The organism is Adhaeribacter swui, assembly GCF_014217805.1.
Classification (GTDB): domain Bacteria; phylum Bacteroidota; class Bacteroidia; order Cytophagales; family Hymenobacteraceae; genus Adhaeribacter; species Adhaeribacter swui.
The window spans coordinates 125802-141896 of sequence record NZ_CP055156.1 but is presented as its reverse complement, the minus strand read 5'-3'; the positions used below and the strand labels follow the sequence as shown (position 1 = coordinate 141896).

The 16095-nt window shown below is 42.9% G+C and carries 9 protein-coding genes and 1 tRNA gene; 7 read left to right on the top strand and 3 right to left on the bottom strand.

Annotation, left to right across the window (positions count from 1 at the left end; translation table 11 throughout):
- Positions 1–136 precede the first annotated feature (136 nt).
- Both HUW51_RS01755 and HUW51_RS01750 read left to right on the top strand, forming a co-directional pair.
- On the top strand, positions 137–8005 hold the full coding sequence (locus tag HUW51_RS01755) for an isopeptide-forming domain-containing fimbrial protein (protein ID WP_185272281.1): 7869 nt from the start codon (positions 137–139) through the stop codon (positions 8003–8005).
- Positions 8006–8207: 202 nt separating this feature from the next.
- On the top strand, positions 8208–9536 hold the full coding sequence (locus HUW51_RS01750; RefSeq protein ID WP_185272280.1) for a neutral/alkaline non-lysosomal ceramidase N-terminal domain-containing protein: 1329 nt from the start codon (positions 8208–8210) through the stop codon (positions 9534–9536).
- Positions 9537–9721: 185 nt separating this feature from the next.
- Here the strand turns inward: HUW51_RS01750 and HUW51_RS01745 are convergent, their stop codons facing one another.
- On the bottom strand, positions 9722–10840 hold the full coding sequence (locus HUW51_RS01745) for a trypsin-like peptidase domain-containing protein (RefSeq protein WP_185272279.1): 1119 nt from the start codon (positions 10838–10840) through the stop codon (positions 9722–9724).
- Positions 10841–10912: 72 nt separating this feature from the next.
- On the bottom strand, positions 10913–11488 hold the full coding sequence (locus tag HUW51_RS01740; protein WP_185272278.1) for an RNA polymerase sigma factor: 576 nt from the start codon (positions 11486–11488) through the stop codon (positions 10913–10915).
- A 134-nt stretch (positions 11489–11622) separates the two neighbouring features.
- Here HUW51_RS01740 and HUW51_RS01735 point away from each other — a divergent pair, with 134 nt between their 5' ends.
- From HUW51_RS01735 to HUW51_RS01715, 5 genes are all read left to right on the top strand, one after another.
- Positions 11623–11841, top strand: coding sequence for a hypothetical protein (locus HUW51_RS01735; protein WP_185272277.1), 219 nt, complete (start codon positions 11623–11625; stop codon positions 11839–11841).
- Positions 11842–12072: 231 nt separating this feature from the next.
- Positions 12073–12155: transfer RNA gene (locus HUW51_RS01730), tRNA-Leu, on the top strand.
- A gap of 262 nt (positions 12156–12417) precedes the next feature.
- On the top strand, positions 12418–12957 hold the full coding sequence (locus HUW51_RS01725) for a hypothetical protein (protein WP_185272276.1): 540 nt from the start codon (positions 12418–12420) through the stop codon (positions 12955–12957).
- 379 nt (positions 12958–13336) lie between these two features.
- The gene (locus tag HUW51_RS01720; RefSeq protein ID WP_185272275.1) at positions 13337–13705 is read left to right on the top strand and encodes a transmembrane 220 family protein; all 369 of its coding nucleotides are present in this window, start codon (positions 13337–13339) and stop codon (positions 13703–13705) included.
- 123 nt (positions 13706–13828) lie between these two features.
- Positions 13829–14635 carry a transporter gene (locus tag HUW51_RS01715; RefSeq protein ID WP_185272274.1) on the top strand — a complete coding sequence of 269 codons (807 nt, stop codon included), beginning with the start codon at positions 13829–13831 and terminating at the stop codon, positions 14633–14635.
- Between the two features lie 63 nt (positions 14636–14698).
- On the opposite strand, the gene HUW51_RS01710 is transcribed toward HUW51_RS01715, so the two are convergent.
- Positions 14699–16072: an alkaline phosphatase family protein gene (locus HUW51_RS01710; RefSeq protein WP_185272273.1), complete on the bottom strand. Its 1374-nt coding sequence runs from the start codon at positions 16070–16072 to the stop codon at positions 14699–14701.
- Between the last annotated feature and the right edge of the window lie 23 nt (positions 16073–16095).

The window sequence follows — 16095 nt, the reverse complement described above, 5'->3', positions numbered from 1 at the left end:
GCTTTCCTAGTTTTTAAGTTTTACGTTACTTATCAATGATATTAGACTCTTTAAATTCTAGTGAGTGATAATAAATGCAAATGGCTTTGTATTTATTGGGTATGGCAAAGTAGTATGAACTAATTGTGATTGATAAATGCTGCATCTTTTACGTAAATTAACCTTTCTTCTATTTGTATTAAACATATTTGGATATTCTGCTTTTGCTCAAGTTTGTATCTCACCTGGAAAAGATGGTCCTGCAGTATCCGGTACTATTATTAATACTTATTATCCAGGAGCCGGTACAGTTGCCATTGGGGCAACGTCTTTAACCCTAGGGACTTCCACAGGTAGTACTACCCCCATTAACAAAGGCGACTTGGTCCTGATTATACAAATGCAAGGGGCTAATATCAATACAGCTAATGATGCTACATATGGCTCCGGTAATGGTTCTGGGAACTTAACCGGTAGCTCATTTATTGCTGGCAACTACGAATATGCGCTAGCAGCAAATAACGTAGCTACTTCAGGGGGTACCTTAACCTTAGCAAGTGGAACTATAAATGCCTATGCTTCCTCCGATTTTGGCGCCACTAATACCACTGGGCAACGGCGGTATCAGGTAATCCGGGTGCCGCAATATAGTGCCCTTACATTAAGCGCCGGTATTACCGCGGCGGCCTGGAACGGTGCTACTGGTGGCGTGGTCGTAATGGATGTAGCCGGACAATTAAATTTTAACGGACAAACTATTAACGTAGCGGGTTTAGGATTCAGAGGTGGTGCTGGCCGGGCCTTACGCGGAACAACCGGTTTAGCTTCCGGCGATTATCGCTCTTTATCTACACAAACTGCACATGCCCAAAAAGGGGAAGGTACTGCAGGTACTCCGGCTAATGTATTGAACGGAGGTGCCTTGCTCAATACCGGTTTTGAAGGTTATAGTTCTGGAAGTATGGGACGGGGAGCACCCGGGAACGCTGGTGGTGGTGGTAGCGATAGCAATCCTACCGCTAACGATCAGAATGCAGGAGGTGGTGGTGGCGCCAATGGTGGTGCTGGTGGTAGAGGAGGCAATTCTTGGAGCAGCCAAGCCATTAATGGTGGTTTAGGGGGGGCTAGCTTTAGTGTAGCTGCTCCTGGTCGCTTAGTACTGGGCGGCGGTGGCGGTGCAGGTACCACCAATGATGGCTCTGGTAACTTAGCCAATGGTTTAGCCAGTAGCGGCGCAGCGGGTGGCGGTTTGGTAATGGTGCGTGCCGGACGGGTAATTGGCACCGGTACTATCAATGCAAACGGAAGTGCGGCAAACAATTCTGTTTTAAATGATGCGAGTGGTGGTGGCGGTGCTGGAGGAAGTGTATTACTAACCACCGTAGCTAGTGGGGGATTAACAGGTATAACTGTTACGGCAGTAGGCGGAACCGGCGGAAATAACACTGGAGCGGCAACAGGGGCGACTCCTTCCCCGCACGGACCGGGTGGTGGTGGCGGTGGTGGAGTTATATATGCTTCTTCCCCGTTGGCCAGTGCCAATGTTACCGGAGGGGCGAATGGTACAACCAGAAACGCTAACAACACAACTAATGAGTATGGGGCAATTGATGGATCTAACGGTATTGTTAGTACCAATATAACAACAGCCCAATTAGGCAATAGTTCGGCTGGTGCGCTTTGTTTGCCAAGCTTAACCGTAACAAAATCCACCTCTACTCCAACTGTTTACCGATTAACAAGTGGTACCGTAGCTACTTATACCATTACGGTTAGTAATTCAGGTGGAAGCGCCCAAGGGGTTCGGGTAACCGATGCTTTGCCAGCTAATGTTACTTTTAATTCTACTGTTTCTATTAATTTAGGTAATAGCAGTAGCTACGACGATGTTGGTTTAACCGCCTCCAAAGCGCCTGTTTTAACTACCACTACGGCTACCATTACGCCAACGGCCGGTTCAAGCACTCCGGTTTGGGGTACCTTTTCTATTCCTTCCGGTGGATCTGTAGAAATAACATTCCGAGTGAATATCAGCAATACAGCGGCTTTAAATACCCCTATTCAAAATTCGGCAACAGCGAGTTACCTGGATCCTACCCGAACCAGTTTAGCCCGGTTAGTAACCTTGGATAATACCTCTACATACGAAACTGGAGCAAACGCCGGTGGTTTTGTTCCCGGTAGTAATTATGCCGGTAGCTCCACTACGAACGAAGACGTAACAGTGCGATCTACGGTGGATGTGGCCGTAACTAATACCGTAGTAAGCACTTCGCCTTATTACGTGGGGCAGGAGGTAACCTATCGAATTACGGCCCGAAATAACAATACCACCAGTGCGGCTACCGGTGTAGTAATTACGGATGTATTACCTGCCGGCTTATCCTTGGTTAGTGCTACTCCCGGTAGTGGAACTTATAATACCGCTGATGGAACCTGGACAGTTGGTACTTTGGCTGCCGGATCCGAAACTATCCTGACATTAGTAGCCAGACCAACTATTACGGGTAATATTACTACCACAGCTGCTAAAACAGCGCAGGTTGAACCAGATGAGACCACTGGTAATAATACCTCTTCCAATACCATTACGGTAGCTTCTCCTGCCGATATTGCGGTTACTAATACCGTTGCAGCCGGTAATTACTATAACGGCGTAAATACCACCTTCACGGTAACTGCCAGGAACAATGGCCCTAGTAATGCTACTAATATTAACATTGTGGACCAGCTACCTAATACTTTGGAGTTGGTGAGCGCTACCCCAAGTACCGGTACGTACAATACCACTAATGGAACTTGGGTAATCAATAGTCTGGCGAATGCAGCCAGTGCTACGCTTGCGTTAGTGGTGAAACCAAAAACAACTGGCCTAATTAAAACAGTAGCTACTAAAACCTCTGCTACGGAGTTCGATAACAATACGGGTAATAATTCTGCCGAAGCCGGTATAGAGGTATTGCCCAACGCTGACTTAATTGTTACCAATACCGTGGCAGCCGGGTCTTATTACCGGGGTATCCAGACTACCTATACCGTGACGGTAACCAATGCCGGACCAGATGCGGCTTCGGGAGTTACCGTTCGGGATTTATTACCTGGCGGGCTTACTTTTAATAGCGCCCAACCCCCAGCAGGTACTACTTACGATAGAGTTACAGGTAATTGGGTAATTGGATCGCTGGCGAAAGACGCCACGGTAACTTTAACCATTAAGGCTACTCCCAACACCACCAATGCGATTACCACCACGGCTAGCGTAGTTGCCAAAGACCAATACGACGTCAACGAAATAAATAATACCTCGTCCAATACGATATACCCAAATGCGGCCGCCGATATTGCGGTTACTAACACCGTTGCTGCCGGGCCTTATTATAACGGCGTAAATACAACTTTTACGGTTACTGCTAAAAACAACGGCATCAGCAATGCCTCGAACGTGAGCATAATCGATAAATTACCAGCCGGACTTACTTTGGTTACAGCTTCCCCATCCAATGGCACTTACAGCCCTAGTGATGGATTATGGAACATTGGCAATTTAGTTAATGGCGCAGAAGCTACCTTAACATTAGTGGTAAAGCCTAATACTTCTGGTACTATTACTACCCTGGCTACAAAGAATAGCTTAAATGAATATGATAACAATACAGCTAATGATTCTCAGATCAGAGAAATAATCGTGTCGCAAAACGCAGACCTGGCAATTACTAATACAGTGTCGGCAAGCCCGTACGTAGTAGGTACCAACGTAACCTATACCGTAACGGTAACAAATAATGGCCCGGATAATACTACTGGCGTATCTGTAAAAGATTTATTGCCTGTTGATTTAGATTTTAAAAATTATACCGCTACTACCGGAGCAGGTACTTATGATCGATCAACTGGAATTTGGACGGTGGGTAACTTAAATAGTGGAGCCACCCAAACTTTAACAATAATAGCCGCTCCTCTTAACAATAACACCATTACCACAACGGCATCGGTAAATAATTCCAATATTCCTGATAACCAGAATGCCAACAACTCGGCTTCTAATTCTATTGATGTAGATGCAAAACCAATAGCGGATATTGCAATAACCAATACCGCCGCTGGAGGTAATTATTACAATAATGTGCCCACTTTTTTTACCATTACCGCTAAAAACAACGGTCCGGGTGCTACTTCGGGCGTGAAGGTAACCGACCAATTGCCTCCCGGTTTAAACTTTATAAGTGCGGAGCCCAGCATTGGTACTTACAATAGCAACGGCGGCGTTTGGGATATTGGCAATTTGGGCAGCGGGGTTACGCAAACCTTGGTGCTGCATGTTGTACCAAATACTACCGGCAACATAACCACACGCGCCACTAAAACTGCTCAATCCATTTCCGAAAATGATCCCAATAATGGAAATGATTTCCAGGACGCAACTATTAACGTTTTAGAAAATGCTGATTTAGGAATTGTAATTAGCGTAGGTGATGGACCTTATTACGTAGGCAGTACGCCAACTTTTACGGCCAAAGTCAGGAACAACGGTCCTAACAGAGCTACCAATATCAAGTTTTACGATAATCGGCCCAATGCATTTGATATTCCATCTATTAAAACAGTAACTACACTCGGAACAAAATATGACCCAACTACCGGCTACTGGGACATACCAAGTTTAGAATCAGGAGCCGAAGCCACTATTACCCTGACCGGACGTCTTATTCGCTCAGGTACTGTAAGCTTCCGGGTTTCCAGATATAGTGCAGATCAACCTGATAGAAATCTGGCAAATGACCAGGATTTTGCTACTATCACCGTCAATCCATCGGCTGATATTGAAGTTACGAGCACTGTTTCGCCGGAGCCTTACATCAACGGAAACGAGGTAACCTATACCATTAATGCTAAGAACCTGGGGCCTAGTTCGGCTAGTGGGGTTAAAATAACCGATAAATTACCGGAGGGATTAAGTTTTGTACGGGCCGCCACTACGGCGGGCACCTACGATGCTGGTTCCGGAGTCTGGAACATTGATAACATCGGAGCAGGAATAACGCAAACGCTCACCTTGGTTGCCCGGCCCACCCAAACTGGTACTTTTATTACTACCGCCGAAAAAACTGCCCAAACTGAAACTGATCCGGTGCCTGGCAATGATAAAGCAAGTAACACCATAAACGTAGGGTCCAGTGCCGATGTAGCCGCTTCTTTTAGCGTATCACCGGGGCCTTATTATAATGGGGTAACCGCAATTACATTTACCGGAACCTTGGTAAATAATGGCCCAGATGCAGCTACTAACGTTGTGTATTTTGATAATCGTCCGTCGGAGCTCAATTTTAGAATTACTAAAGTTACTCCAAGTCAAGGCGATTATGACCCTGCAAGTGGTTATTGGAATGTAGGCACCATCGATCCCTTAAAAACAGCGACATTAATTGTTGAAGCAATCCCAGTTAAAACAGGAGATATTAAAATACAAGTAACAAAAACAGGCCAAGATCAAACTGATCCGGTAGCAGAAAATAATAATGCATCGGTAACTGTTAACGTACAGAAAGCGGCTGATATAGAATTGAGCAGTACCCAGGCCAGTAGCCCGTATTTTGTAAATCAGCAAACAACTTTTACTATTACCGCCAAAAACAATGGTGCAGATAATGCAACCGGAGTAGCGGTGCGCCAATTCTTGCCAGCTGGGTTAACCTTGGTTAGTACCGATCCTTCAGCAGGAACTACCTACGAGCCGGCAACCCGAATCTGGACGATTGGAGATTTAACTGTTGGCAGTTCAAAAACTATTACCTTTACGGTTGTTCCTACGGCAGCTACTACTTATACTGCCCGAGCTACTAAATCATCCGAAATAGAGTACGATGTAAATGGTGGAAATAATGTGGTGAATACTATATTTAACAACGTTATAGTTCACCAACCAGCGGTATATACTATAGAGCCGCCCCGAAACATAGATTCATACACGGACAACCAAAGTTTGGCTACGGTAGCAGATCCGGATGGTGCCATAAGAGCTGCTCAAATTATTAGTGGCACTTTACCACCCGGCGTGGCCTTTAATACTACCACCGGCCAATTTACCGTAGCCGATAGAAATTTACTGGTTCCTGGTTCTACCACCGTGCAGGTACGTACTTCCGATAACGATGGTGGGCAAACTACTTTGTCGGTTACGCTTACTTTCCTCCCTGATGCGGAAGTGGGAGTTACTGTTTTTGCTGCTAAAAATTTCTACGACTACCGTAACGGCGACATCCTGGCTACTTTCACCGACGATGACGGGCCCGTTGTATCAACTTCCGTAGTGAGTGGCAGTGGTTCGTTGCCAAACGGGTTGTCTATGCCAGACGGCCACATTGTAGTGAGCAATCGTTTTCCGCTGCGCCCCGGATCGTACCCGTTAACCGTGCGAACGGTAGACCAAACCGGCGGTATCACAGAAAAGGCCCTTACGCTGGTAATTACAGCCGACCGCGACGGAGATGGCGTAGATGATTTTACAGATATTGATGATAATAACGATGGCATTACCGATGTAGTTTCCGGGGAAGGTGTTGATCCGCTGGGCAAAGCAAGTAATGGCCAATTAAACTACTATGATCCGAGTTATATTCATCCAAAATACGGCGCCTTCCGGGATAGAAACAATGATCAGATAAACGATTGGTTTGATATCGATCTGGACGGCATCATCAATAATTTTGATTTAGACATGGATGGCGACGGCATTGCCAATACCATTGAAGCAAATGGAGGTTTTGTTCCGGCTAATTTTAATTTAATAATTAGTAAGTACAACGGGGGTGTTGGTAGCAACGGTATGCCCGATTATGCCGAAACTTCCCCGGAAAGCGGCATTACCATCTTGCCTATGCCGGATACCGATGGAGACTCTTTTAAAGACTTCCTAGATATTGATGCGGATAACGACGGAATTCTGGATAACATTGAGGCGCAAACCACAGCCGGTTACCGGGCTCCTAACCAAATAGATGCCGATAACGATGGTTTAGTTGGCGTTTACGATGGTAACGAAGATGGGCAAGTTCTTATTCCAATAAATACCGATGCTAACTATGTTGTGAGCGACAATATTCCGGATTATCTGGATTTAGATTCGGATAACGATGGCGCTTTTGATTACTACGAAGCGTTTGATGTAAATCATAATAAAATTGCCCTCGATAATTTGGTACAAAGAGCGCAGAATTTTCAGAATGCAGCAAACAACGGGTATTTCCTGAACCGCGATATCAACGGGTTTCAGGATAACGACGATGTGCCCGATTGGTTGGAAAGTCAGGTAGCAAATAAACCTAATTTCTTAAGCGCCAATAATGCCGTTTATTACCACGATACCGACCAGGATGGCTTAGTAGATTTGTTTGACCCGGATAGTTTTGGAGTAACCGTAGTGCCAAGTGCCCTTGGCGACGAAGCCGATTTCAGGAGTGAGCAAGTTATTGTGCCTTTGCCAGTAGAGTTAATTTACTTTAAAGCTAAATACCAGAACCGGCACGTTGCCCTAAGCTGGGCCACCGCTTCGGAAAAAAATAGTCAATACTTTATAGTGGAACGAAGCGCCGACGGTAAAACTTTTAGCCCGATAGGTCAAGTAAATGCCGCAGGTACCAGCAACCAGGTTAAGGAATATGCCTTTATGGATGAAGCGCCATTGCCAGGAGTTACTTATTATCGGTTAAAGCAAGTTGATTTTAATTTATCTAGCCGAAACAGTAAAGTAGTTTGGGTAAATGCAAGAATAGAGGCTAGCCCAGTTATTAAATTGTATCCAAATCCGGCGCAAGATAAGGTAACTATTGAATTTAGTGCCACCACTGATGAACAGGGTACGTTGGTGGTACTGAATGCCCGTGGCCAGCAAGTTAAAACCCAGAAGCTGGACATTAAAGCCGGACAAAACAGCTTGCTCCTGCAAGTTCAGGATTTAGCTAGTGGCATGTATGTGGTTATTATTAATGGGCCGGGGTTGCGTTATAATGTACAGCTGATTAAAAATTAGGTTGATTAATTATCTCATAAAGTAAGAAGCCCTGCTTAGCAGGGCTTCTTACTTTATAGAATAGCAATTTTTTAAAAAATACGCCATCCAGTATTGGAGAATAGAGCCAAAATTACCAAACTGCTTTTTTCAGACAGTCCTTGTTCCGGAGTACAATTGTAAATTTATTTGGAACTATATTGAACAATAAAATCAAGTAAAATTGCGGTATCTTACTTTTATCTTAGTCGGTTTATGGTTGGGTTGCCCCGCTTGCATTACGCAAAAAATAGATACTACGCCTTACCAGCAAACAGCTTACTACCAAAAGTCGAAAGAACAAATTACGGCGTTTCAGCCAACTGCATTAACTGGTTCCGATACAGTGCGGGTTGGTTGGGCTAAGGTAAATATTACTCCGGCAAAACCGGTGCCTATGGCGGGTTATGGCAAGCGGCGTGGTAAAAAGTTTGAGCAAGTACACGATTCGGTGTGGGTACGGGCTTTTGTTTTTAAAACTGGCACCCAAAAAGTTGCCTGGGTTACCGCTGATTTACTTATTATGCCCATGCGTGTTACGGCCCGGGTACAGGAGCTGCTGGGTAGTAAAGGGTATTTTTTAAAAAATTTGTTTTTTACAGCTACGCACACGCATTACAGTATAGGTGGGTGGGGCAAAAAACCGGCTGGCCGGATAATGGCAGGTAAATACAGCAACCAAATTGTAGATAACCTAGCGCAATCAATAGCAAGGGCTATTTTAAAAGCAGAACAAACTGCAGTACCGGCCGCCATGGCTTACCAGCAAATGGCTGCTCCGGAATATGTTAACAACCGCTTAATAGGGGAGAAAGGCGGCGTAGACTCCTTAATCCGGGTGCTTTATTTTCGGAAAAGAACCGGGGAAAAAGCCCTGCTGTGCACGTATGCGGCGCATCCTACTTCGGTTGCCTCCAACGATTTGCGTTTATCAGCGGAGTACCCGGGTGCCTTGGTAAAACTACTCGAACAAAGATTACAATTAAATATGGCCGCTTTTGGCGCCGGAGCGGTAGGCAGTCATGGCCCGCAAGCTGCCGGAGCGGAGTATGAAAAAGTAAACAATCTGGCAACCGGCTTAGCCACAAAAATAGAAAACAGATTAAATCAAACCACGTTAAGCTATGCTTTTAACCTGCAAAGTGCCTTTTTCCCAATAAGTTTGAGCAAACCGCAATGGCGGTACAAAGACGACCGGCGATTTAGGCCGTGGTTGTTTTATACGGTTTTCGGAAAATACCCGGCGGGTTTATCGATGCTTCAAGTAGGGCCGGTACAGTTTATCGGAACGCCCTGCGATTTCTCCGGCGAATTGTTACCCGCTATTACAGCGGCGCATGCAGATAAAAAAATTATAGTAACAAGCTTTAATGGCAGCTATATCGGCTATGTAACGCCGCAGAAATACTATAAATTAAAAAAATACGAAACCCGCGATATGAATTTTTTCGGGCCTTATACCGGCACTTTTCTTACCGAAATGATTAACTTAATTATTCAAAAATTTAATTGAGTACGGAAATTAAACTCGCATTTTTTTATAATTAAAGCAATTAATTATTTACAATCGGGTGCAGAAGTGTTGAACTTAAATATCAGTTTTTAAATTTTTTAAAATTTACCAAGCCAGGCACCAGCCGGAAATAAAAAAGGCTTCTCTTGTTCTGAGAAGCCTTTTTATGGAAGCAGTTACTATGTTTAGTTGTAAATTTTAACCATAAACACGTAATCCTGCAATTTCTTTATCTGTTGGGTGCGGGCTAAGCCAGCTAAGTTATTGCGGCGCGATAAATTAATGGGTTCCTTTAACGTATCCTGACCCATACCCTGAATTAACGTTTTAAGATAGGCCGATTTAATAGCAAAAGCTGCGCCTTCCTGTTCGCGCTGTTTGCCGCTGATAATACCAATTAAATTACCTTGACTATCAATTAAAGGTCCGCCGCTGTTGCCGGGGTTAACCGGAATAGAAATCTGGTAAGCGGTGCTGTCGCCTTCAAAGCCGGTACGGGAACTTAAAGAGCCTTCGCCGTAAACCATGTCTTCGCGCGGAAAACCTAGCGTATAAACTTTTTCGCCTAAATCGGCGGTGCTGGATTTAAAAGCATAAGGCAAATGACCAAAAGAAGTAAAGCTAGAATCAGCAATTTTTAAAATTGCCAGATCGTGTAATTTATCTTTATACACTTCTTTTACTTTGTAGCGCAAGCCTTTGTTATTTTCAATGTACACCGAGTCGGCATCTTTAATAACGTGGTAGCTGGTTACAAAATAACCCGACGAGCTGAGCACAAAGCCGGTACCAATAAAAGAAGCCGGCCGCAAAGCTAATTTAGCGTTAGGGATACTGGGTTTGCCCGAGATATCCTGAATAAGCGCGCGCTGGCTCCGTTTAATTTGGTCTACTTCGCGGCGCAGTTCGGAGTAACGGGCATTTTGTTGTTTCTTAACGGAGCGCCAGGCATCTAAACTTAATAAACTACCAAAAACTGTAATTACCGCCACCGAAGCAGCTACCGCCATGGTTGCAAAATGCTGGTTCCAGAATATTTTCCACGACGATGTAACGGGCTCTACCGCCTCAGTGGTTTCCGGCACCGTTTCAAATTCGGTAGTATGGATGGTTTGCAGTTTTTGTTTTAGTGCCGTGCGGTTTTTGTACACGTGCATGGCCCCAAACAATTCCTGGTAATCGCGGTAACGTTCGGCAAAAACCGGATCGTTTTGCCGGTGCTGGTCAAAATCAATTTCTTCTGCCCGGTTAAGTTCCCCGGCCAGATACCTTTCAATTAAAACAAAAGTTTCTCTTTCTGTCATGGTACTAATTAGCGTTCCAATACATGCATCGCCAATGTTTTTAAAAAATTACTAGGGTATGCGTAGCCCTATTTATTCCTGCATTTTATATAAACTAAAAAACAGCTTTTTTAACCGCATTAAGCATTTATATTTTTGATTCTTAGTATTGTCGGCATTGGTATAACCAAATTTTTCGGTTATCAGTTGCATCGATAAATCCTGAAAATAATAATCTTCCAGTAAGGTGCGGCAAGGTTCTCCTAATTGGTTTAAGGCCTGAGCCATGGTACTAAATTTCTGGTCGTTTTCATCTATTACCGCCGCATCACTTAATAAATTTAAATAAGCATCCGAATCGTTAATGGAGGCACTGCTGTATTTACTTTTTTCAGCTAATTTTTTTAACCACAAGCGCCGGCTAACAGAATAAATGTAAGTTTTAATCTGGCAGTTTAACTCCAGGCTTCCGGCTTTAATTTTCTCGTAGAAAACAATAATGCTTTCCTGATAAATATCTTTTGCTTCGTCTTCGGTGCCACTATTGGTTAAGATAAAGTTCAGAATCATAGGAAAGTGCAGCCGATATAAGTAAGCCAGCGCTTCCTCATCGTCGTTAACTATTCCGTGAATAATGGCTTCATCTGAAAAATAAAGTGCTTTATGCATTAAATTCTTTTTTAATACTTTAGGGGCTGCAAATGTAACCCAGAAAAAAATATTTATTTTAATTGGGTTACCTTTTCTGTTTTGCGGTATGAAGGTGAAATTAACCCGAAACACAAATAAATTTAGCAACAACAATGAAAAACCTAACAAAATTCACCTTCGTAGCTTTCGCCGCTATTGCTGTTTCTTTCGCTTCTTGCAAATCAGAAACTTCAACTGAAGGTACTTCAACCGAAACTACTGAAACTACTGAAGGTACTGATGCAACTATGTCAGCTGATAGCGCTGCTACTGATGCCATGACTACTGATTCAGCTGCTACTACCACTACTGATTCAGCTTCTGCTCAGTAATTTTTACTATTAAGAATTAAGTAAAACAGCTAAAAAGAATTTTCTAATACGCTATACTTATTGTAACCCGCATTGCTACCACTTTGGTATCAATACGGGTTTTTTTGTGAGTTATTATGTGCCCAAAATAGAAATATTTTTAAAATTTAGTTTTTCTGAAGTTTAATTTAGGAAACCAGTATTGTACAGATGGCAAAAGATATGTACATTTGCGGCTCCTAAAATTACCCTGCGCACGTGGTGAAACTGGTAGACACGCCATCTTGAGGGGGTGGTGCCTTACGGGTGTGGGAGTTCGAATCTCCCCGCGCGCACAAACAAAAAGCCTTATAACGTAGCAGTTATAAGGCTTTTTGTATACCGGCCTTTCTTAAAACTCATGCTTATTCTCCTGCTTTTTTTAAATGCAACAAAGTGGATGACCTGCTAGATGTATGACTTTATATAATATAAAATAAATATTGCTGAAATATTATATTATATATGATTTTAACTATATATTTGGTGCGTAATTTAATCTGCAACTAGTATTACGGTTTCAGGTAATCAACCCAAATTAAAATTTTTTAAAAAGTAGTGGAAAGTCAAAACATTAGCTTAAACGGCGCTGATTTTAGCGTAGATAGCACCGTTGAAACGCAGTATTTAATTAGTGTTCCTAAATTTATTCTTCTATCTATCCTGTCGTTCGGCTTGTATGAGATATGGTGGGTGTATAAAGCCTGGCGTTTTTACCAGCAAAAAGAAGATTTAGATATTATGCCGGCCGGCAGAGCTCTTTTTAACCTGTTTTTCCTGTATACCTTATTAAAAAAGATAAAAAACTATGCTAATCAAAAAGGGGTAACTACCCGGTACTCCGTAGATTTGTTATTTATAGGTTACTTAGTTTCGGTGTTTATTACCAAATTGCCGAATGGTTTTGGGTTATTACTGGGAATGAGCAGCGTTTTATTTTTAATCCCACCTTTTAAAGCTTTAAACTTTGCCAAAAGAAATTCGCCGGAGTTAACCGTTCTGGAGCAAAACTACTTTAGCGGCCGGCAAATTGCCGTTCTGGTAATAGGGGCCATGATGTGGTTTGTAATTATTATGGGTATGATCAGTGAACTTTAGGATTGAATCTAATTAAAGAAATTTACTTAGCTGCAACCCGATTAAAGATATACACTGCCTGAACCTAGTGAGGCTGTAAACAACGGAAAATTTAAAAAATCAGGTGGCTAAGAAATAACCCTAATTGCTTGCAAGTAGCCGTAATTTTACGGCTGCTCGTTTTATAAATTATTTCAACTTCGGAATAGATTAGTGTGGCAAACAAGCAAAAGATTTTTCGCCGAAATGCCCCAACGTTGTTTAAAGAGAATAGTAAAAGTAGTTAAACGATTGATTTTTTAAATTTTTGCTAGAATAGCGATATTTGCATGATTTTAGTCAGCTTTTATTAACCTAATACCTTCTATATTTAGCCTTTCATTATAAACATACGAAGTATATGAGCCCATTAAGAATTTTTTGTTTGCTAATGACGGTTGCTTTTTTATACGCCACCGTAGTGCAATACAACGATCCGGATCCTTATTATTGGATGCCCATTTACATTTTACCGGCAATTATATCGTTGTTAATTTTTTTCGGTAGATGGACGAATAGTTTAAAAGGAATATTGTTAGTACTGGCAGTGATTTATTTTGCAGGAACGTTTTTTATGTGGCCGGCTCATTGGGAGGGAGTAGCGTTGCAACACGGTATGAAAACCATAAACATTGAAGAAGGCCGCGAGTCGTTAGGTTTAGCCGTAGCGGGTTTTACGTTGGTTATTTACTTTTTATCCTTAAACCGCACCAAACGAATTATTACATAGCAGATTGAATTTGAAAAAAAAGCCGGCTCTATCCGGCTTTTTTTATGGCTACTAAATAGGCGGGTTACAGACTACATCTTTGCTTGGGGTTACACGTATATGCGAAATAATCAAACGTAGCATATGAAATATAATTTACTCGTAACCTCTTTCTTTATTCTTATTTCAGTTTCTGCCTTTTCGCAATCTACCACAGACCAGCCCGAATTAGATTCAGATCGTCCTAACTTTACGCAAGGAGCTGCCATTGTACCTCATAAAACCATTCAGCTCGAAACAGGGGTAGAGTTTAAAAATGATCAAACACTAAGCATACAGGAAAAAACATTTTTGTACCCTACTACCTTAATCCGGATCGGAATTTTAAAAAATGCGGAGTTCCGGATTAACTTTGATTTTGAGAAAGATAGACAAAAGTTTAAGTCTGGAAGTGGTTTGCTCGGGCAAGATGAAATTGTACAAGGTTTTGATAATGTACATCTTGGAGCCAAAATAGCTTTAATTAAAGGAAAAGGGGCTTTGCCGGATATATCCATTCTGGGAAATATAATGTTACCGGTAGGTATTAAGGAATTACGCCCTCCTCATGCAGCACCAGAAGGAAGATTGCTATTAAATAACAAGTTGTCCGAAAAGCTAGAGTTGCAATATAATGTTGGTTACCGCAAGCTAATGGATCACGAAGAATACCAGGGTGAAATGTTGTACAGTATTTCAACAAATTTAAAAGTAAACGATATTTTAAAAATTTTCGCCGAATACGAAGCCACAAAGGTTTTACGGGAATCAGTGGATAGCAGTTTGGATGGCGGGTTTATGTTTCAGATACTTCCTAACTTACAATTGGATGTTTATGCCGGAGCGGCTGTTTCGGAAGCCGCCCCTGATTTTTATACGGGTGGTGGCATTACCTGGCGCATACCTCGTTAGTTATTTTTTGAAAACGTATTATTTTAAAAATTAAAAAAAAGCCCGCTAACTTGCGGGCTTTTTTTATGCTTGCAAATGCGCCAGCATCAAATTAAATACTTCGGTGGGCGCTATGCTATCGGAGGGTAGCAAATCTTTATTTTTGGTGATGAATAAGGGGCCTTTCTCCGGCGATTCCGGTTCACGACCGTGTGAGCCGCCTACTAAAGTAGCATCCAGCGGAATAATATCCATCAGCATTCGGAAGCCAAGCTTTTTCTTTAAAACTTTAAAGCCCACCTTTGGCATCAGCATTTTAATTTCCGGATTGGTAAACATTTCTACCGGGTCGAAGCCCGGTTTGCGGTGAATATCAATGATGCGGGCAAAATCGGGCGCTTTGGCATCGTCGAGCCAGTAATAATACGTAAACCAGGAATCTTTGTCAGCAATGGCTATTAACTCGCCGGCCCGGTCGTGATTAATATGATAAGCTGCTTTTTCTTCCGGACCCAAAACTTTTTCTACGCCCGGTACACTTTCAATTAACTTCCGGACTTCGTTTATTTTGGATAGATCGTTCACGTAAATATGAGCCACTTGGTGATCGGCTACCGCAAAAGCTTTACAAGTGCCGGGGTCCAGGAGTTCTAAACTGCGTTCTTCCCGAATTGATAGATAATTGTGTTGCCGCAAAACCCGGTTTAAGTGCACCGGCCGGCTTACATTGGCAATGCCATATTCCGATAAAATGATTACCTGGGCGCCCCGGCCTTCAAAATAAGTAATTACGTCGCCTACTACCTGGTCAATTTCTTTTAAATCTTTGGCTACGCTGGCATGATCAGGACCGTAGCGTTGGGAGTTATAATCCAGGTGCGGTAAATATACCAGCGTAAGCGTAGGGTCGTATAATTTATCAGTTTCTACGGCGGCCTGGGCTAACCAACGGCTGGCGTTAATGGTGGTTTTGGGCCCCCAATACTCGAATAGCGGGAAAGTACCTAATTTCTCCGTGAGCTTACCGCGCAAATCCATGGGGTAGGTGTAGCAATCCGGCATTTTGCGGCCATCGGCTAAATACTGCGGGCGGGGCGTTACGGTATAATCGGCGGTGGAGTTCATGGCAAACCACCAGTTAATGTTAGCGCAGGTAAACGTGGGATCCAACTCGCGGGCTTTTTCCCAAATTTTAGGGGCTTCTACCAGCTTATTGGATTGGTGCCAGTTCCGGATTTCGCATACATCCCGAAAGTACCAGCCATTCGCCACAATCCCGTGCTCGCTGGGCCATTTACCGGTAATATAGGTAGACTGTACGGAGCAGGTTACGGCCGGTAAAACATGACCTACGGTGGCTAACTTAGCTTCATCGGACCATTTTTTTAAAAAAGGAGTATTCTTGCCAATGGCGGCAGGGGTTAATCCTACTATATCTAAAACTACCGTTTTACGCATGTTTTTAAGATGTTCAAATATTT

Excerpts from the sequence above, each read along its gene's own strand:
- HUW51_RS01745 (WP_185272279.1), bottom strand. The coding sequence starts at position 10,840 with ATGACAGAAAGAGAAACTTTTGTTTTAATTGAAAGGTATCTGGCCGGG.
- HUW51_RS01710 (WP_185272273.1), bottom strand. The coding sequence starts at position 16,072 with ATGCGTAAAACGGTAGTTTTAGATATAGTAGGATTAACCCCTGCCGCC.
- HUW51_RS01715 (WP_185272274.1), top strand. The coding sequence starts at position 13,829 with ATGAAATATAATTTACTCGTAACCTCTTTCTTTATTCTTATTTCAGTT.
- HUW51_RS01735 (WP_185272277.1), top strand. The coding sequence starts at position 11,623 with ATGAAAAACCTAACAAAATTCACCTTCGTAGCTTTCGCCGCTATTGCT.
- HUW51_RS01755 (WP_185272281.1), top strand. The coding sequence starts at position 137 with ATGCTGCATCTTTTACGTAAATTAACCTTTCTTCTATTTGTATTAAAC.
- HUW51_RS01740 (WP_185272278.1), bottom strand. The coding sequence starts at position 11,488 with ATGCATAAAGCACTTTATTTTTCAGATGAAGCCATTATTCACGGAATA.
- HUW51_RS01720 (WP_185272275.1), top strand. The coding sequence starts at position 13,337 with ATGAGCCCATTAAGAATTTTTTGTTTGCTAATGACGGTTGCTTTTTTA.